The following is an 18,248-nucleotide window of genomic DNA, read 5'->3' as shown; positions in this document are numbered from 1 at the left end:
CGCTTCCGAGTGATCGAGGGATCCAGATTCCGCTGGAGCTGCTGCCGTGGAGTGAGCGCTGCGGGACTTGTCAACGGAGATTGCCATGGCAAAGCAGAGCGTCGGCATGGAATTGCTGCAGGATCCTAAGGCCAATAAGGCGACCGCGTTCACCGCTGCAGAGCGATCGGCCAAGAAGCTGGAAGGTCTTCTGCCAGCCGTCATCGAAGACATGGAGACGCAGGTCGGGCGTGTGCTGGGCCATTTGTCGGCCAAGCCCGACGACCTCGAGCGATATGTCTACCTCCAGGAACTCGCCGATCGGAACGAGACGCTGTATTATGCGGTCCTGATGCGCGATCCGGCTCGGTTCGTGCCGATCGTGTACGATCCAACTATCGCAGATGCATGTCTGACGTACGGCCACATATTTCGCCGACCGCAAGGAATGTATCTGACCAAGGAGATGAAGGGTCGCTTTGCCGAAGTGTTGGCGAACTGGCCGACGCGCGAGATCCGCTTCATCTGCATATCCTCAGGAGGCCGCATTCTCGGCCTGGGCGATATTGGAGCAAATGGCGCTCCGATACCGATCGGCAAGCTCCAGCTCTACACAGCGTGTGCCGGCGTACCGCCTGAGGCCCTTCTTCCAATTCATTTCGACATCGGCACAACGAATGCCGCGCTCCGAGAGGACTCGCTTTACACGGGGCTGCGTAGTGAGCCACCGCCGCCTGACGAAGTGGACGCACTGGTCGACGAGTTCATGGAAGCCGCGAACAAGGTTTTTCCCGGAGTCTGCGTCCATTTTGAGGACTGGAAGGGCACGGACGCCATCCGACTGCTGGCACGCTACAAGGACGATTATCTCGTTTACAACGACGATATCCAGGGTACGGCGAGCGTGACCATTGCCGGCCTGACCACAGCCCTGCAGATCAAGAACGAGAAGCTGGCAGATCAGAAGATACTGTTCGCCGGCGCGGGCTCGGCAGGTATCGGCATCGCCAACATGATCGTTGAAGCGATGGTGGCCGAGGGCCTCAGCGGAGACGATGCGCGTGATCGTATCGCGATGTTTGATATCAGCGGCCTGCTCGATGCGGGGCGGAATGGTCTCAGCCCTTCGCAGAAGGTTTACGCCAAGAACCTGCGCGCGACGACAGATCTTACCGAGTGTGTGAAGTCTTTCAACGCCACGGTCCTGATCGGCGTTAGCACTACGCAGGGTCTGTTTACCGAAGCGGTGGTTAAAGCCGTCGCTGCCAATACGGATCGCCCAATCGTGTTTCCGCTGTCGAACCCGACGAATAAGGCTGAATGCACGGCGCAGCAGGCTTTCCGGTGGACAAACGGCAAGGTGCTCTTCGCGGCGGGTGTCCAGTTCCCGGATGTCGTCCTAAATGGAAAGGCCTTCCATCCGGGGCAGGCTAACAATTTCTACATCTTCCCGGCGATGGGCCTTGCCGTCTACGCTACCAGACCCAAAAGCATCGACGACAGAATGTGGATCGCCGCCGCGGAAGGTTCGGCCGGCCAGGTCGATCAAGCCGCGCGCGATAGAGGCATGCTGTTTCCCGGGCAGGCCGATATCCTCGACACCGAGATCACCACCGCGGCGCGGATCGCGGAGCACATTTTCGATCGCGGCCTCGCAACCGTGTCACGGCCAAGGGACGTCCGGGCTTGGATCAGGGGGCTGACCTACACGCCCCAATATACGGCCGAGCCGCCGCAAAGGAATCGACCTCTCTACGAGCTTGAGGAGGCAGAAATGACCAGTGCGCAGAAGGCGGGAGGCGTCCCCGTCATGAAGGACGTCCCGATCGGTATCGGCGCGACGGGAGGGCGCAAGGAATTCGATTCAATGGGTACTGTCGTTGTGCCGGCGGACCGGTACTGGGGCGCTCAGACCCAGCGCTCGTTGCAACATTTCTCAATTGGCGACGACCGCATGCCGAAGCCGCTTTATCACGTCTACGGGTATGTGAAGAAGGCGGCAGCGCTCGTAAACGCCAAAGGTGGCAGGCTTGAGCAATGGCGGGCTGAAGCCATCATTAAGGCAGCCGACGAGGTCATCGCGGGCGCTCTTGACGCGCATTTCCCCCTTTACGTGTGGCAGACGGGCTCCGGAACTCAGTCAAACATGAACGTGAATGAGGTGATCGCGAACCGGGCTATTCAACTGCTCGGAGGAGCGCTTGGCGAGCAGGATCCAATCCACCCGAACGAGCATGTAAATCTGGGGCAGTCGTCGAACGACAGCTTTCCGACGGCCATGCACATTGCCACCGTGTTGGCGATCGATGACGAGATGCTACCCTCGCTGGACAGGTTCGCGACAGCCATAGAGGCAAAGGCCAACGACTGGATGGACGTCGTGAAGACCGGGCGTACGCATCTGCAGGATGCGGTGCCCCTCACCGTTGGACAAGAATGGTCGGGATACGCGGCACAAGTGCGGGATGCGATGGAAGTCGTCCGTTGCTCTCTTAACGGATTGTACCGGCTCGCCTGCGGCGGCACCGCAGTTGGCACTGGGCTAAATGCCCCTGAAGGCTTCTCCGTGGACATCGCCAAGAGCATCGCCGACCTCACAGGAAAAGCTTTCGTGACGGCCCCCAACAAGTTCGCGGCGCAAGGGTCCCTTGACGCGATGGTGGCAACTATTGCCGGTGTGAAGGGTCTAGCGGTCGCGCTGATGAAGATCGCGAACGATATGCGCTGGGCGGCTTCCGGGCCGCGGTGTGGGTTGGGCGAACTGCTGTTGCCGCAAAACGAGCCTGGAAGCTCGATCATGCCAGGAAAGGTCAACCCGACCCAGTGCGAAGCGATGATGATGGTCTGCATCCAGGTGATCGGTGAAGAAAACGCAGTCACCCTCGCGGGCGGTCAGGGCAATTTCGAGCTGAATGCGATGCGCCCCATCATCATCAACAACGCTCTACACTCAATTCGTATCATCGGTGACATGTGCGACAGGATGCGCACCTATTCCATCGAAGGAGCGCAACTCAATCGCGGGCGCATCGATGCGTCAGTCGGGCAATCGCTGATGCTTGTTACGGCGCTATCGCCGGTCGTCGGCTATGATAATGCGGCGCACATCGCGGAGCTCGCGAACGCCGATGGTTCTACATTGAAAGAGGCGGCTTTGAAGTCCGGGAAGGTGGACGAGAAGACGTTTGACGATATGGTTGATCCCAGAAAGCTTGCAGGAAAAGGCGTTCAAGGCGCCTGAGCGCAGAGGCTGGCCTTTCGAGAACGCGGGACGAAGCACGTGGCTATCCGTTCGCCGCTGCGACCGAAGGCTCAGTCAGACCAAGCACGACGAGGTCGTCGCCTTCATACGCAAGGAAGGAATATGCGCTGGCCAGCCAGGTCGCGGCTGCAGCAGCAGCCTAGCTGCCGCATGACAAATTTATGCAACTGTTGAGTGCCGACAGCCTTCACCATTTAAGGATTATCTAGTCCGGCCCTGTGCGACCTATGCCGCCACGTCTGCTCAGCCATGTTGTACGGGCGCCAGTGGTGACTAAGCCCGCAGCACCCCTGCTCAAATATTCCTGATGGTCTGCAGGGCCGACCTGCGCTTCTCGGCTTCGCTATGGTCCCATGAGCGAAAGCAGCGCAAATCGCGCGGTCGTGGACTTTATCAGACGGCTATCCTTCTAGCCTTCGACGCCAAAGGCAGGTACGGCAATCAAAGCGATCTGTCGCTCGCCCCAGGCATCGTCGGGTCTCTCGCCCAAGATCGACGCCGACACGGAAGCCGAGCGCAGCACGATCAGTTACCCTTGACAATCTCGCTCCAATCCTCGTTCGCGCGGCGCGCGAGATAGGCGTGGACCGCCTTTGCATCCGTTTCGCTCAAAAGGTCGTCGAAGCTCGCCATGCCCTTTTCGCGGCGAGCACCGTGCAGCACGATGTCGAGGAACTCGCGGTGCGTCGCCGGGGACATCCGGCGCAGGTCCTTGATGCCGCCGCGAGCGGCCTCCCCGTGGCAGGTAGCGCAATGCTGCGCATAGAGCTGCTCCCCTTGGGAAACCACACTTGCGCCAACGCTCGCATCGTCCGGTCGCACGAGTTCCGGCGCGGCATCCGCCAGTTTCGGCAGTTGTGCCTTGCCGCCCAGCTTGAACACCAGCAACCGGGGCACGGAGATCGGAAAGCCGAGCGTCTTGGCCGTGCTCGAATGTGCGAGCCCCCCGCCCCAGCCCGCGTTCACTGCGATATATTGCTCGCCATCGATGCTGTAAGCGATCGGCGCCGCAATCGGCAGCTGCTGGACAGGCATTTCCCAAAGCTTTTCGCCGGTATCCGCACGATAGGCGGCGAACGTTCCGCCCACCGTACCTTGGAAGACGAGGTTGCCCGCGGTGGCGAGCACGCCGCCACTGCCCCGCGTGGGATAAGGCACGCGCCAGCGCTCTTCCTGCTTCACCGGATCCCAAGCCGTGAGCCAAGCCTTGTTGTTGGCCGCTGCATACGCCGCTGCTGCCTTTCGGGTGAGATCATATCCGGTCGTCGAGATGCCGAGCTGGCTCATGTTGCCCGGCGACTGGCGGAAGTTCGGATTGACCGAGAACGCCATGTACATCTCCGTCACCGGAAAATAGGCGAGCCCGGTCCGTGGGCTGAACGCCATCGGATTCCAGTTATGCCCGCCACCCGGTCCCGGGGTGAGCAGTACCGGCGTCTCGCCGTAGCGTGCCTCGGGATTGACGTTGGGTCGTCCGGTGGCTGGGTCGATGCCGCTAGCCCAGTTCATCGGCACGAATGGCTTGGCGGAGATCAGCTTCCCCGTCGCCCGATCGAGCACGTAGAAAAAGCCGTTCTTGGGCGCCTGCATCAACACTTTGCGGAGCTTTCCACCGATCGTGAGGTCGGCGAGGATCATCGACTGGGTGGCGGTATAATCCCATTCGTCCCCAGGGGTCGTCTGATAGTGCCATACATATGCACCGGTGTCGGCGCGGAGCGCGACGATCGAGGAGAGGAACAGATTGTCGCCACCACCCGGGCTGCGGTAGCGCTGAGCCCAGGGCCCGCCGTTGCCGGTGCCGATGTAGACGAGGTCGAGATCGGGATCGTAGACGATCGAGTCCCAGACGGTGCCCCCGCCGCCGACCTTCCACCATTCGCCGTTCCAGGTCTTGGCGGCCATTTCCAAGACCTTGTTGTGCTGGGGCTTCGACGGATCGCCAGGAACGGTATAGAAGCGCCAGAGCTGCTTGCCGGTCGCCACCTCATAGGCTGTGACATAGCCGCGCGCGGCACCTTCGGCGCCAGCGTTGCCGATTAACACCTTACCATCGAACACGCGCGGCGCGCCGGTGATCGTATAGGGCCAGACCGGCTCCAGCGTGTCCACGCTCCAGGTCGGCTTCCCCGTCTTCGAGTCCAGCGCGATCAGCCTGCCGTCGAGCGTCGCCAGGATGATCCGGCCCTTCCACGCGGCCAGTCCTCGGGTGACGATGTCACAGCAGGCCAGCTTGCCCGTGTCGCGATCGACCTTCGGATCGTAGCGCCACAGCTCCTTCCCCGTCTTCGCATCATAGGCGACGGTCACGTTCCAAGGTTCGATATTGTACAGCACGCCACCGATCATCAACGGAGAGGCCTCAACGCCCCGATCGGCGCTCAGATCGGCGAACCAGGCCAACCCTAAATCGGCGACATTGCTGTCGTTGATCCGGTGGAGCGGGCTAAACCGCTGCTCGTCATAGGTGCGTCCAGGCGCCATCCATTCGCCGGGAGAGCGGTCTGCCGTGCGCAGTCGGGCATCATCCACGTTTGCAGGTTTGCCGCTTTGTGCGCCGCCCTGCACCGTGAGGCTCGCACAGCTCAGCACGAGCGCGGCCCGCCACAAGTTTAACCTCATGCCACTCCCCTTCAATCTCGCCCGCTATCACTGCGCGCTTGCGCGATGCCCGGTTCGGCCAGCAGTCGCCGGTGCAGCGCCTGCAGGTCCCGGCGATTGGCCACCCCCAATTTGCCATAGGCACGGCGGCGGTAGGTCACGACCGTGGTCGGTGAGAGGCGCCGGCCCTGGGCAATCCGCTCCTGCGTCTCGCCCAGCATCAATCCGGCCGCGACCTCCGCCTCACGCGCGCTCAACCGACAGTCGAGCGCCAGCAGCTTCTCCACGAGCGCACCCTCATCGAACACCAGGCCGGTCGCGGCATCGGCGCGCAGGTGCTGGACGAGCGCGGCGTGGAGCAGGCTCGCATAGACTCGGATCCGCGCGACCTCCGACGCAGCAAAGGGACCAGATGCCGACGTGCGATACCCACTGGCGACGAGATCGATCGTGCCGGGCCAGCAGATCGACAAGCGATCGACCACGCCGGCACGATCGTAGCACGCAGCGCGGTAGGCGGAATTGGAGATCTCCGCGGCCCCCCGACGCAGGATCAGCGGTCCGCCCCCTCGCGCACTGGCAAGCCGCATCATTTGCAAGTCCGAGCGCCAGTGTGCGCGGGCGTATTCGCGGGAGGCATCAAGCGCGAATTCAGCCTGTTGCAGCGCGCGCCCCTGCGCGAACAGCAGTTCCACGCCGCGGCCGGTACGCCGGAACACCGAACAGAGTTCGACATCCCCCAGCACGCGGAGTGCTTCCAGAAAGCCGGCAGGAAAGCCTGCGCTACCGATCGCGCCGACGAGCCTAGCCAGCGCCTGGGCGATCGCATGGTCAGGGTCCTGAGGTGTCATTCCTCCAGCAGGCCCTTTCGCTGGCTCCACCCCGTGACCGAGGCAATGCACGCCGCGAGCAACTCCGGTTGGCCGAGATAGTAATGGGTCGCGCCCTCCAGGCGGACATATTCCTTGTCAGGCGTCGCCAGGGCTTCGTAGATCGCCGGATTGTGTGTCGCGGGAACCGCCTCATCGGCGGTGTTCTCGATCAGCAGCACCGGAGTGCGGTGGATCTTCGCCGCGTTGAGCGGGCCCTTGGCGTTCGACTTGTCATAGCTCCACTGGCTCAGCCAGGAACGCAGGGTAGTATAGCGCGCCAGCCCCACCGGACCGACATTCACCGCACGCGGATCGCCCATGTAGCTCCAGCCGACCCGGCGCTCGGACGGATCGACAGCAGGGTCGAACCAGCGCACGTCGCACATCGTACGGTGGACAACGAACGCGCGCTCCTGCTCGACGCCGCCCGCTGCCTTCAGCCGCGCGAGTTGGTCCGTCGCCCAGGCCGTGATCCTTCGGTTGCGCGCCCGCTGCGCCTCACGGAAGCGCGTGACGAAATCGGCGCTGTAGGGCGGTTGGTTGGGGCAATCCGGCGAATAGATGTCGAGCTCCGGATCTCGGTCGTCCGGATCGAGCTCGTTGGTCACGGAAGGATCAAGCCATTCGGTCAGCGTCTCGGCGCGCGACAGGTGCGCCGCAATGAAGATGACGCCGTCTGCCGGCTGCAGACCTGCATGGACCAGATCTACCGGATCGCCGGCCGGAGTGTGGGTGATGCTCGGGCTTTCCGCCTGCGCCTGGTAGAAGAGCGACAGCGAGCCCCCGCCGGACCAACCGAGCAGCACGACCTTTTCATAGCCAAGGGCTTCTCGGGCGTGCGCGATCCACTTGCCCAGATCGATCGCCACCTTCTCCTGGATTAGCGCGCTGTCGTTGCGCGGGTATCGGCTGGCTGCGCACAACACATCGAGCCCGGCGTCGGCGAGGGCAACCGGCATCGGGAGGAGATGCAGCACCGAAGTGGGATGCATGAAGATATAGACGGTGCGGGACGTCGATGACGGCAGCCGCATCAACTGCCCTTCCAGGTTCACATGGCCGGAATTGCCGGCGAACCCATAAGTCTCAGTGAAGTTGGGATTGTCCGGAAAGGACAGGATCAGCGGCGTACGCGTCCATTGCCGCTCGGTCATGCGCCGTCTCCCGCGCCAGTGGAGGCATCGTCGAGTGGCACCCGAGTGGCATCGTAGCGGAACAGCCACTCATAGCGGGCCACGACCTTGTCCGCGGCCCATTGCTCATCAACATATTTCTGCGCGCCCGCCGGATCGGCGAGGGTCGGGTTGTGGAAGCGCTCGGCATTCGCGTTCGCCCCCTGCACCGCTCGCGTCGTGCGGGGGATGCGTGCCTTCTGATAGCGATCGAGCGCCTCTTCGACGGTGTCGAACTCGGCGAAGGCACGCGCGAGGATGCAGGCGTCCTCGATGGCCTGGGTGGCGCCCTGCGCGAGGAACGGCAGCGAAGGATGACAGGCGTCCCCTAGCAATGCGACCCTGCCGCGCACCCACTCCTGCATCGGAGGCCGAGCGATAAGCGCCCATTTGAACGGCTGCGGGATGGCCGCGATGTAGGCGTGCACATCGGCGTGCCACCCGGGGTAATCGTCGTGATATTCCCGGTTCGTACCCGGCGACGTCCAGGATTCGATCGCCCAATCCTGCCGCTCGACCACGCTGGTGAAGTTGATCAGCTCGCCCCGGCGGATGGGATAATGGATCACATGGCCCCCTGGGCCGACCCAGTTGTAGCCGATCGGCTGCGTCAGTCGCTCCGGCAGCAGTTCGGCGGGGATAACGCCGCGCCAGGCGACAATTCCAGTGAATCTGGCCGGGCCGGCCCCGAACAGCAGTTCGCGCATCTTCGAGTGGACGCCGTCGGCCCCGATCACCACGTCGAAACTCGCCGATGGCTTGTCGACAAACTCCAGGGTCGCGGAAGCGGCGGTCTGGCGTAGGTCGACAAAGCGATGCCCCAGCCGGATGCAACCCGGCGCCGCCTCCTCCACGGCCTTAACCAGGATCTGGTGCAAGTCGTTGCGGTGGATGGTGATGTAGGGAAAGCCGTAGCGAGTCTGGGATTCCACGCCCAGGTCGAACAGCTTCCAACGGTCGCCGGTGTTCCACAGACGGATCTCCTTGCCCTCCGGCTCGAAGCAGGCCGCGCGAACCTCCTTCTCGAGGCCCAGCGCAAACAGCACGCGGACGCCGTTGGGGCTGATCTGCAGACCGGCTCCCACTTCCTGAAGCGCGTTCGCCTGTTCGTAGACGGTGACCTCATGCCCCTTGCGCAGCAGCGCGAGGGCCGCGGTCAATCCGCCGATGCCGCCGCCGACGATCCCGGTCCCCGGAGTGTTTCTCAAAATTGTTCCCCTTCCTTCGCGGCCGACTGCACATGACGAATGCCGTTCGTCACGATTGAGATGGTCGAGCGTCAGGCTCTTGCGCCATGTCGTATTCGTTTCGGTGTGCTGACGGCGCTAGAGCGCCATCGCGACCGCCTTGGTCTCGGTGTACGCGTCGATGCCTTCACGGCCGTTCTCGCGACCCCAGCCCGACTGCTTGAAGCCGCCGAAGGGCAGCGCCGGGTCTAGCCCGCCGCCATTGACGCGCACCGTGCCCGCCTTGAGCGTGCGCGCCAGCCGGTGAGCGGCGGAGAGGTCGTTGGTCCAGATCACCGCGCCCAGGCCATATTCGGTAGCGTTCGCCTCCGCGGCGATGCGATCGAGATCGACGTCGGCAAATGACATGGCGCACAGCACTGGCCCGAAGATCTCCTCGCGCCGGACCGACATGGTCGGATCGGTGCCCGTGAGGACGGCAGGCGCGACGAAGAAGCCGCTGTCGTCGACCGCACGTCCCCCCGCGCGCAGGGTCGCCCCGGCCTCGATACCCTGGCGAACATAGCCGCGGACCCGGTCGCGCTGAATGTCGGAGATGACCGGCCCCATCTGGGTGTCGGCGTCAAACCCGGAGCCGAGCTTCATGCCCTCCGCGATCCGGGCGACGCCCTCGACCACCTGGTCGAAGTGGCGCTCGTGGACGAACAGCCGCGAGCCCGCGTTGCAGACCTGGCCAGCGTTGGTGAAGATAGCCCGCGCCGCGCCCTCTATCGCGCGGGCGGGATCGGCATCCGGCAGCACGATCACCGGTGTCTTGCCCCCCAGCTCGAGCGTCACGCGCTTGAAGTTCGCGGCCGCCGCGCGAAGGATCAGCCGGCCGACCTCCGTCGATCCGGTGAAGGTGACCTTGTCGACACCCGGGTGCGCCGTCAGCGCTGCGCCAGCCGTCTCGCCGAAACCGGTGAGCAGGTTGAACACGCCATCAGGAAAGCCGATCTCCGCCACCAGATGCGCGAGCCGCAATGCCGTCAGCGGGGTTTCCTCAGCCGGCTTCAGGATCACCGCACAGCCGGCCGCGAGCGCCGGGGCGATCTTCGCCACCGCCATGGCGAGCGGAGCGTTCCACGGCACGATCTGCGCGACCACCCCAACGGGTTCGCGCACCGTATACGCGTGCCAGGTGCCCATGCCCGAAAGCGCGATCGTCTCGCCGTTGAGCTTCGTCGCCCAGCCGGCATTGTAGCGCAGCACCTCGATCGCATGCGCGAGGTGGAAGAAGCGGGCGTCGCGGACCGGCATGCCATTGTCGAGTGTTTCGAGCGCGGCGAACTCATCGGCATTCGCTTCAAGGGCATCAGCAAGGCGGTTCAGCAGCCGGGCACGTGCCGCCGGCTTCATGTCCGTCCATTCGGAATTCTCCATCGCCCTGCGCGCTGCCGCTACGGCAGCATCGGCATCGGCTTCGCGCGCTTCCGCGACTTGGGCGAGTTCGGCGCCGCTGGCCGGGTCATGGGTCGCAAACCGTGCCCCGTCGAGCGGCTCGACCCAACGACCGCCGATGAACAGCTGGTGCCGGCTCGCGACAAAGGCACGCGCCTTGTCCAGCGAAGCAACCTCGGGTCGATCCAGAACTGCCGCGCCCGCCATCCTCTACCCCTCGTCTCGGTGCCGGCTTGCGTGCCGGTCACCTCCAGTGAGACGCACCATAACCAACAGCGTTATATGTTGTCGAATGCTATTTGCCATGCCACAACGCTGTCCAACTGGTGGCTGGGAGGGGAAATGCCGGAAATCGCAGGGGCATCCGCAGCATTTGCCAGCCGGGCACAGCATGTCTGAGGTCCTGGACATGTTCGACTACATCATCGTCGGCGCCGGCTCCGCTGGCTGCGTCCTCGCCAATCGACTGAGCGAGAGCGGCAAGGACTCGGTCCTGCTGATCGAGGCTGGCGGGAGCGACGACCACTGGCTGTTCCGCATGCCGCTCGGCTTCATGATGACTGCCGCCAACCCCAGCTATGACTGGGGCTATGCGAGCGAGCCGGACGCCAAGCTGGGAGGCCGGTCTCTAGCGCTGCCGCGCGGGCGCGTGTACGGCGGATCCTCGTCGGTGAACGGCATGATCTACATGCGCGGGCATTTGAGCGACTATGATGGGTGGCGCCAGATGGGGGCCGCTGGCTGGTCCTATTCCGACGTGCTTCCCTATTTCCGCCGGATGGAGTCGAGCTGGCGCGGCGCTGGCCCCTACCACGGGGCCGATGGTCCGCTAGCGGTCACTCCGGTGCGCGGCGATCACCTGCTGACGGAGCCGATCCGCCGGGCGGTCCTTGCGGCGGGGTTCCCGGAAAGTGCGGACCTGAGCGGCACCCAACAAGAGGGCTTCTCGACCTGCGAAGTCACCGTGGACAGGCACGGCCGCCGCGCGAGCACGGCGGCGGCTTATCTTCGCCCGGCCTTGCGTCGGCCGAACCTGACGGTGCTCTCCAATGCACAAGCCACTCGCGTCCTGATCGAAGAGGGTCGCGCGGCCGGGGTCGAGTATCAACGCGATGGTGTGCGTGGCGAAGCACCGGCGCGCAAGGAAGTAATCCTGAGCGGTGGCGCATATAACTCGCCTCAGCTCCTGATGCTGTCGGGAATTGGCTCAGCCCCGCAACTGGCCGAGCTCGGCATCCCGGTGGTACAGGATCTGCCAGGCGTCGGCCGCGACCTTTCCGAACATCCGCTGGTCTACATGAGCTTTGCCGCCCGCGAGAGCACCAGCTTCCTAAACGCCCTGCGTTCGGATCGCGCAGCGCTCTCGGTGTTGCGCTGGGCGCTCACCGGGAAAGGTTCCTTCGCCAGCCAGATCACCAGCGGTGTACTGATGCTGCGCACCAGGCCGGAGCTTGCGCGGCCCGACATCCAGCTCGTCTTCCTTCCGGTACGTCTCGATGCCAAGCTCTGGCATCCGTTCGGCAAGCGCCAGAGCCACGTATTGTCGGTGATGGTGATGCAACTCCACCCCGAAAGCCGCGGCTCCGTGACGCTGCGATCGGCCGACCCCCTCGACAAGCCGCGTGTGAACCTCAACCTGCTCTCGACTGCCGGCGACTTCGCGGACATCCGCAGCGGGATCGCGGCAGTGCGCCGCATCTTCGCGCAATCGCCGCTCAGCGAGCTGGTCGAGGCGGAGATCAGCCCGGGCGCCGACGCGACGCTGGACGACTTCATCCGTGACAACCTCAAGATCACCCAGCATCCCGCCGGCACCTGCCGCATGGGTGAGGATCCGGCCGCGGTCGTGGACAGCGCACTGCGCGTGCGCGGTGTCCGCGGACTTCGCGTGGTCGACGCTTCGGTGATGCCGACCGTGCCTGGCGCCAACATCAACGCGCCAGTGATCATGGTCGCCGAACGCGCCGCCGACCTCATCCGAGGCATTCCGCCACTCGCTGCGGACCCCGCATGAAGCTGTCCGTGACCGCGGAGGAGCGGCAGTTCCGTGCCGAAGTTCGCGCCACCCTTCTAGCCGATGTGCCGGAACGGATCCGGCGAGCGGTCTATGAGGAGAAGCCACTGCCGCGCGAATGGGTGGTGGAGGCGCAGCAGATCCTGAACCGGGCGGGCTATGCCGTGCCGCACTGGCCGCTGGAATATGGTGGCCGGCCTTGGTCCGCCGTTCAGCGTGCGATCCTCACGGAGGAGATCGACCGCAACGCCGTCCCAAAGCCGCTCGCGTTCAACGTCGCACTGGTGGGGCCAGTCATCGCTGCGTTCGGGAGCGAGGCGCAGAAGCGCCGCTTCCTGCCTGCCATCGCCAATTTAGACCTGTGGTTCTGCCAAGGCTTTTCGGAACCCAGCGCAGGCTCCGATCTCGCCGCCGTGCGAACTGCGGCGGTGCGTGACGGCGATGTCTACCGGGTCACTGGGCAGAAGATCTGGACGACTTATGCCCACGAAGCCGACTGGATCTTTTGCCTCGTCCGCACAGACAGCAGCGGCCGCAAGCAGCAGGGCCTCTCCTTTCTCCTGATCGACATGGCCACGCCCGGAATACATGTTCGGCCGATCCGCACTATCGACGGCTATCATCACGTGAACGAGGTCTTTTTCGACAATGTCGAGGTGCCCTTAGCGAACCTGGTAGGCGAGGAAGGGCACGGCTGGGCCTATGCCAAGTTCCTGCTGGGCCAGGAACGCACCTCGATGGGCAATGTCGGCTTCGCACGCCGCAGACTGGAGCGCGCGCGCAGCCATGCCGAAGCTGCAGGACTGCTCGCCGACCCCGCTTTTCGGCGGCGCCTCACCTTGGCCGAGATCGAGCTGAAGGCGCTGGAGATCATTCAGATGCGCGTCGTCGCAAGCGAGGGGGCAGCCGACGCCGGCGTCGATCCGAAAGTTTCGATGCTGAAGATCAAGGGCGCCGAACTTCTGCAGACGGCAGCGGCGCTGCTGGTAGAAACGCTGGGACCTGAGGTCCTGACCGCGGGATTCCCTCGTGATGCGGAGAGCGCGCCGTTCCAAGGGCTTGCGTCGGACCCGGCAATCCTGTCGGCCTATTTCAGCTCGCGCAAATATTCGATCTTCGGCGGATCGAGCGAGGTCCAGCGCGGGATCCTGGCAAAGACGGTTCTCGGGCTGGGGCGCACCGCATGAACTTCGACCTCGACGACGAGCAAATCCTGGTCCGCGACGCGATCGACCGGCTGTTTGACACCCAAGCCGCCGCCGAGACGCACGATCTCGCGACCGAATGGCGCGCCTACCAGGATCTCGGCCTGATCGCCCTCCCCTTCTCGGCGGAGCAAGGTGGCCTCGACGGCAGCCGTGAGACGATCATGCTGCTGATGGAGTCCTATGGCCGCACCCTGGCTCAGGCTCCGTATCTGCAGTCGGTGCTGCTCGCCGGCCGAATCCTCGCACGGACGGGGCACCCGGCGCTCGGCGATCTGCTCGATGGCGGGCTGCACGCGGTGCTCTGCCTTCACGAACCCGGGATGCGATACCGCTGGGACATACCGGCAACCCAGGCGGTGCGGACGGACGCAGGCTGGACCCTCCGCGGCGCCAAGGTCGCCGTACTCGACGCCGACAGCGCCGATCTGATCCTCTGTCCCGCCACCACGGCCGAGGGCCTCGCTATTTTCCTAGTGCCGGCGGCGACACCTGGGCTCTCCGTGCAGATCCACCCGACACCCGACGGCCGCCGGGCGGCCAACCTGACGTTCGATGTCATGCTCCCGCATGACGCCGCGATCGGCGATCCGGCCATGCTTGGGGAGGCGGTTGATGGCGGGATTGTGGCCTGTTGTGCGGAGGCGGTGGGCGCGATGGAGCGGCTGGTTTCGCTCTCGGCCGACTATCTCAACACCCGCCACCAGTTCGGCGTGCCGCTGAGCTGCTTCCAGGCACTCCAGCATCGCGCGGCCGACATGCTGGTTGCGGTCGAGCAGGCCCGTTCGATGACCTTTTACGCGGTCTCCATGCTTGATGCGCCGCCCGCGCAGCGCCAGGTCGCGGTCGCCGCGTCCAAGGCGCTGGTCAATCGCGCCGCCCGCTTCGTGGGAAGCGAGGCGATCCAGCTGCATGGCGGGATGGGCTTGGCTGCGGAATACCCTGCCGGCCGTTACTTCCAGCGACTGACCGTGCTCGAGACGATGCTCGGGGACACCGACCATCTCCTCGAGCAGGTGGAGGCTGGGCCGCCCCTGCCCTCCTGACCGGTCAATCCTCGCGCTTCTTGACCACGTCCAGCAAGGTCCGCGATGCAGTCACCGCCGCCGGCCACGAAGAATAGAATGCGAGGTGGAGCAGCGCCTCGCCGAGTTCTTCCTTGGTCACCCCATTGTCGAGGGCGAGCCCCAGATGCGCCTCAAGCTGCTGATGCCGATTGGCGGTCATCAGCGACGCGACAGTCAGCAGCGAGCGGTCACGCTTCGACAGGCCACCGCGTTCCCAGACCTCGCCGTAAAGAATGCGGTCGGTCATCTCGACGAAACCGGGAGCGACCTCCGAAAGCTCGCTGCCCTTGGCTGCACTGGGTCGCTGCATGGTTACTCCGCATCCCGATTATAATGGCCGAACCCCGGCTTGAAGCTCTTCTCGTCGAGGAACTGCGCGAGGCCCTTTTCTCGGCCGCGCTCGCGATCCACGAAGGTAGTCTGATCCACCTTGGCTGTCAGATATTCGGCGGCAAGCTCCCAATCCATCTCGCGCGCATATTTATACGCCATGCGCGCCTGCCGCAGGACGGTCGGGTTCTTGGTGAGCAGCACTTGCGCAAGAGCGCGGGTGCGCTCCTTGAGCTCGGCGGCCGGCACTGCCTCGTTGACGAGGCGAAGCTCCTTGGCACGGCGGCCGTCGAACTTCTCGCCGGTCATCACATAATAGAGCGCTTCGCGGTCCCCCATCAGCGTCGCGATCGCCTTGGAAACCACGCCGCCCGGAATGATCCCCCAGTTGATCTCGGACAGGCCGAACACCGCGTCCTGGTCGGTAATCGCCAGGTCGCAGCAGATCAGCGGGGTGAAGGCGCCGCCGAAGCACCAGCCATTCACCATGGCGATCGTCGGCTTCGCATAGTGCATCAGCGTGCGCCACTGCCACGCACGGGTCTCGCGATAGGCGCGATGCCGCTCGACGTCGCTGACCGCGTCCGATGCACGGAAGAAGCCCTGCAGGTCCATGCCTGCGGAGAAAGCCTCGCCCTTGCCGGTCAGGACGATCACGCCGCAGCGATCGTCGGTTTCCAGCGCGTCGAGCACGGCGTTCATCTCGCGCGCAAGTTCCATGCTCATCGCGTTGCGCTTCTCGGGCCGGTTGAGGTGGACCCAGGCGATCCCCTCGTCGAATTCCACCAGCACGGTATTGCCGCCGGGGATGGGCTTGCTTTCGTCGGTCGCCATCGTCGTTTCCATCTTGCCAGTTTCCCTGTTCAGGCCCCGGTGATGATCAGGGCGTCGAGGGCGACTGCGCCCTCACCCTGCGCCAGCACCATGAGCGGATTGATGTCGATTTCCTCGATGCCGGTGCCGGCCCGCATTGCGGCGCCTACCTTCACCACCACGTCCGCGACCGCATCGACATCGCGCGGCGGCCGGCCGCGAAATTCGCCCAGAAGCTTAGCGCCGCGCAGTGCACGGATCCGCTCGACCGCGCGGGCATGCGAGATGTCTGCGGGCAGCAGTTCTGCCGCATCGAGCGCCTCGATCAGCACTCCGCCCAGGCCAACCATCACCGACGGCCCCCATTCCGGGTGGTTGCGCGCGCCCACGACCAGTTCGAGCCCGGGCGCCGACATCTGCTCCACCAGCACCCCGTCGAGCACGGTGCCGTCCAGCCGGTCCATCATTCCGGTCCAGCCCTTGCGCAGCGCCGCCTCGTCGCGGAGGTTGAGTGCCACGCCGCCGGCGTCGCTCTTGTGGCTGAGCGCTGCGGCCTGCGCCTTCAGGACTACCGGGAAACCGATGCGCGCGGCGATCGCGACCGCCTCGTCCACGGTCGCGGCAAGCGCACCCTCGGGCACACGTACCCCGATGCTGCGGAGGAAGTCCTTGCCCTGATATTCAGGCTTCACCCCGGGCTCCGCCCAGCGCGCACGCCCCGCGGCGGGCGGGGTTCGATCTGCGGACGCATGCAAGGCCGCGGCATAGCGCCGAACCAGACGAAGCGCCCGCATCGCCCGCTCCGGGGAACGGAACAGCGGGGTTTCACTGGCACGCATCGCCAGAAGGAATTCAGGATCGAGGACGGACTCGTCGCCCGTAATGGCGACCACCACTGGCTTTGTGGAGGCGAGCGCCTCGGGGACGATCGCCTCCGCCTTCGCGCGCTGTTGCGATGGGCCTCCACCAGCCATGGGCAGCAGCACGGCGCTCACCCCTGGGTCGGCCAGCATTGCCGCCGTTGCGAGGCCAAAGATGTCGGCCTTGGCAAAACCGGTCGTACCGACGTCGAGCGGATTGTCAATTTCCATGCCGGCCGGCAGCAGAGCGCCCAGTCGCTCCAGCGTTACGTCCGACACCTGGGCGATCGGAAGGCCGATGTCCTCGGCAAAATCGAATGCCATGCCACGGATCGCGCCCGAGTTCGTGACGACGCCGATCTCCCCACGGGTCGGCGTCGGATAGCGATGCAGGATGGCCAGGGTGTCGAAGAGCTCGTCCATCGTATCCACCGCCACCACGGCTTCGTTTTCGACCGACGTGCGCATCAAGGCATAGTCGCCCACCATCGAACCCGTATGCGACTGCGCGGCTTCCTGGCCGCGCTTACTGCGCCCGGGGTGCATCATGATCACCGGAACACCGGCCTCCCGCGCGCGCCGGACGGCGGCGAGGAAGGCTGCGGGGTCGCGGATCTGCTCCACATAAAGGGCGATCGCGTCGGCGCGGCCTTCGGCAACGATGCGGTCGACCAGGTCGCTCGCACGCACCACCGCCTCGTTTCCGAGGGCCGCCTGGAGCGCGACCGAAATCCCGCGCCCCTGCATGCCGCTGCGGATCCCCGAAGCCGCGGCCCCACTCTGCGCGATGACCGCCACACTGCGGCGCGCACCCAGTGGTTGCGGCGTGACGGGCTCAAAGCTGAGCGCGATGCCGCCTGCGTAGTTCACAAAGCCCATGCAATTGGGCCCGAGCAGGGCCATGCCGGCGCGGCGGCAGATGGCGGCGATCTGGTCCTGCTCCCGCTGCCCCTCCGGCCCAGCCTCGGCGAACCCCGACGAAAACACGATGACGCCGCCGACCTTGCGCCGGGCGGCTGCCTGGATCGCGGGAAGGATCGCCGCGCGCGGCACATTGAGGACCAGCGCATCGACACGCTCCGGCAGGTCGTCGACGGAGCGGACGCAAGCCCTGCCGCCAATGTCGTCGCGCGTGGGGCTGATCAGATGAAGATCGCCTGAAAAGCCGAACCGGTCGCAATTGGCCAGGATAACGCCGCCCATGGTTGCCGAATCGGGCGAAGCGCCAGCGATCGCGATTGAACGCGGCTGCAACAGCCGCGCCAGCGCCGGTCCAAGCGCCGGATCGGGCGGATGATCGTCCGGCAGCGTGGCGGCATCGGCTTCCTTGTCTCCCGGCAATCGCGCCTCCCCTCATGGCCGAATTCGGCTCGCACTCATGTTGGGGGCCGGCGCACTTCGGGGTCCAATGCCAATTTCGGCGGCGAACGATAGGATCGCGATATC

At 64.8% G+C, this 18,248-nt stretch carries 12 protein-coding genes and 1 pseudogene; 5 read left to right on the top strand and 8 right to left on the bottom strand.

Annotation, left to right across the window (positions count from 1 at the left end):
- Positions 1 to 85: 85 nt before the first annotated feature.
- Both QP045_RS16510 and fumC read left to right on the top strand, forming a co-directional pair.
- Positions 86 to 1,690, top strand: a pseudogene (locus QP045_RS16510) (NAD-dependent malic enzyme); the annotation flags it as partial.
- Between the two features lie 99 nt (positions 1,691 to 1,789).
- Complete coding sequence (gene fumC / locus QP045_RS16505; RefSeq protein WP_422516107.1) at positions 1,790 to 3,220, top strand: class II fumarate hydratase; 1,431 nt, start codon at positions 1,790 to 1,792, stop codon at positions 3,218 to 3,220.
- Between the two features lie 546 nt (positions 3,221 to 3,766).
- Here fumC and QP045_RS16500 read toward each other — a convergent pair.
- The 5 genes from QP045_RS16500 to QP045_RS16480 form a co-directional block, all read right to left on the bottom strand.
- On the bottom strand, positions 3,767 to 5,863 hold the full coding sequence (locus QP045_RS16500; RefSeq protein WP_422516094.1) for a PQQ-dependent dehydrogenase, methanol/ethanol family: 2,097 nt from the start codon (positions 5,861 to 5,863) through the stop codon (positions 3,767 to 3,769).
- An 11-nt stretch (positions 5,864 to 5,874) separates the two neighbouring features.
- Positions 5,875 to 6,693 carry a helix-turn-helix transcriptional regulator gene (locus QP045_RS16495; protein ID WP_422516093.1) on the bottom strand — a complete coding sequence of 273 codons (819 nt, stop codon included), beginning with the start codon at positions 6,691 to 6,693 and terminating at the stop codon, positions 5,875 to 5,877.
- Positions 6,690 to 7,868: an alpha/beta hydrolase gene (locus tag QP045_RS16490; protein WP_422516092.1), complete on the bottom strand. Its 1,179-nt coding sequence runs from the start codon at positions 7,866 to 7,868 to the stop codon at positions 6,690 to 6,692. The genes QP045_RS16495 and QP045_RS16490 overlap by 4 nt, the downstream gene beginning before the upstream one ends.
- Positions 7,865 to 9,094 carry an FAD-dependent monooxygenase gene (locus QP045_RS16485; protein WP_422516091.1) on the bottom strand — a complete coding sequence of 410 codons (1,230 nt, stop codon included), beginning with the start codon at positions 9,092 to 9,094 and terminating at the stop codon, positions 7,865 to 7,867. The genes QP045_RS16490 and QP045_RS16485 overlap by 4 nt, the downstream gene beginning before the upstream one ends.
- 117 nt (positions 9,095 to 9,211) lie before the next feature.
- Complete coding sequence (locus tag QP045_RS16480; protein WP_422516090.1) at positions 9,212 to 10,720, bottom strand: aldehyde dehydrogenase family protein; 1,509 nt, start codon at positions 10,718 to 10,720, stop codon at positions 9,212 to 9,214.
- A gap of 202 nt (positions 10,721 to 10,922) precedes the next feature.
- On the opposite strand from QP045_RS16480, the gene QP045_RS16475 reads away from it, so the two are divergent.
- From QP045_RS16475 to QP045_RS16465, 3 genes are read left to right on the top strand one after another with little or no spacing between them, the layout of a single operon-like run.
- Positions 10,923 to 12,527, top strand: a complete 1,605-nt coding sequence (locus QP045_RS16475; RefSeq protein ID WP_422516089.1) for a GMC family oxidoreductase — start codon at positions 10,923 to 10,925, stop codon at positions 12,525 to 12,527.
- Positions 12,524 to 13,714, top strand: a complete 1,191-nt coding sequence (locus QP045_RS16470; RefSeq protein WP_422516088.1) for an acyl-CoA dehydrogenase family protein — start codon at positions 12,524 to 12,526, stop codon at positions 13,712 to 13,714. The genes QP045_RS16475 and QP045_RS16470 overlap by 4 nt, the downstream gene beginning before the upstream one ends.
- Positions 13,711 to 14,778, top strand: a complete 1,068-nt coding sequence (locus QP045_RS16465) for an acyl-CoA dehydrogenase family protein (RefSeq protein WP_422516087.1) — start codon at positions 13,711 to 13,713, stop codon at positions 14,776 to 14,778. Before QP045_RS16470 ends, QP045_RS16465 begins: the two co-directional genes overlap by 4 nt.
- Positions 14,779 to 14,782: 4 nt before the next feature.
- Here QP045_RS16465 and QP045_RS16460 read toward each other — a convergent pair whose 3' ends face one another.
- From QP045_RS16460 to QP045_RS16450, 3 genes are read right to left on the bottom strand one after another with little or no spacing between them, the layout of a single operon-like run.
- A complete protein-coding gene (locus QP045_RS16460; RefSeq protein ID WP_422516086.1) occupies positions 14,783 to 15,109 on the bottom strand; it encodes a carboxymuconolactone decarboxylase family protein in 327 nt (108 codons plus the stop codon).
- A gap of 2 nt (positions 15,110 to 15,111) precedes the next feature.
- A complete protein-coding gene (locus tag QP045_RS16455) occupies positions 15,112 to 15,963 on the bottom strand; it encodes a p-hydroxycinnamoyl CoA hydratase/lyase (protein ID WP_422516085.1) in 852 nt (283 codons plus the stop codon).
- A gap of 29 nt (positions 15,964 to 15,992) precedes the next feature.
- Positions 15,993 to 18,143, bottom strand: coding sequence for an acetate--CoA ligase family protein (locus QP045_RS16450; protein WP_422516084.1), 2,151 nt, complete (start codon positions 18,141 to 18,143; stop codon positions 15,993 to 15,995).
- Between the last annotated feature and the right edge of the window lie 105 nt (positions 18,144 to 18,248).

Origin of the sequence: Sphingomonas sp. 3-13AW, assembly GCF_049311085.1 — a bacterium.
Classification (GTDB): domain Bacteria; phylum Pseudomonadota; class Alphaproteobacteria; order Sphingomonadales; family Sphingomonadaceae; genus Sphingomonas.
This window is presented reverse-complemented; position numbering and strand designations above follow the sequence as displayed.

Excerpts from the sequence above, each read along its gene's own strand:
- fumC (WP_422516107.1), top strand. The coding sequence starts at position 1,790 with ATGAAGGACGTCCCGATCGGTATCGGCGCGACGGGAGGGCGCAAGGAA.
- QP045_RS16500 (WP_422516094.1), bottom strand. The coding sequence starts at position 5,863 with ATGAGGTTAAACTTGTGGCGGGCCGCGCTCGTGCTGAGCTGTGCGAGC.
- QP045_RS16495 (WP_422516093.1), bottom strand. The coding sequence starts at position 6,693 with ATGACACCTCAGGACCCTGACCATGCGATCGCCCAGGCGCTGGCTAGG.
- QP045_RS16490 (WP_422516092.1), bottom strand. The coding sequence starts at position 7,868 with ATGACCGAGCGGCAATGGACGCGTACGCCGCTGATCCTGTCCTTTCCG.
- QP045_RS16480 (WP_422516090.1), bottom strand. The coding sequence starts at position 10,720 with ATGGCGGGCGCGGCAGTTCTGGATCGACCCGAGGTTGCTTCGCTGGAC.
- QP045_RS16475 (WP_422516089.1), top strand. The coding sequence starts at position 10,923 with ATGTTCGACTACATCATCGTCGGCGCCGGCTCCGCTGGCTGCGTCCTC.
- QP045_RS16470 (WP_422516088.1), top strand. The coding sequence starts at position 12,524 with ATGAAGCTGTCCGTGACCGCGGAGGAGCGGCAGTTCCGTGCCGAAGTT.
- QP045_RS16465 (WP_422516087.1), top strand. The coding sequence starts at position 13,711 with ATGAACTTCGACCTCGACGACGAGCAAATCCTGGTCCGCGACGCGATC.
- QP045_RS16460 (WP_422516086.1), bottom strand. The coding sequence starts at position 15,109 with ATGCAGCGACCCAGTGCAGCCAAGGGCAGCGAGCTTTCGGAGGTCGCT.
- QP045_RS16455 (WP_422516085.1), bottom strand. The coding sequence starts at position 15,963 with ATGGCGACCGACGAAAGCAAGCCCATCCCCGGCGGCAATACCGTGCTG.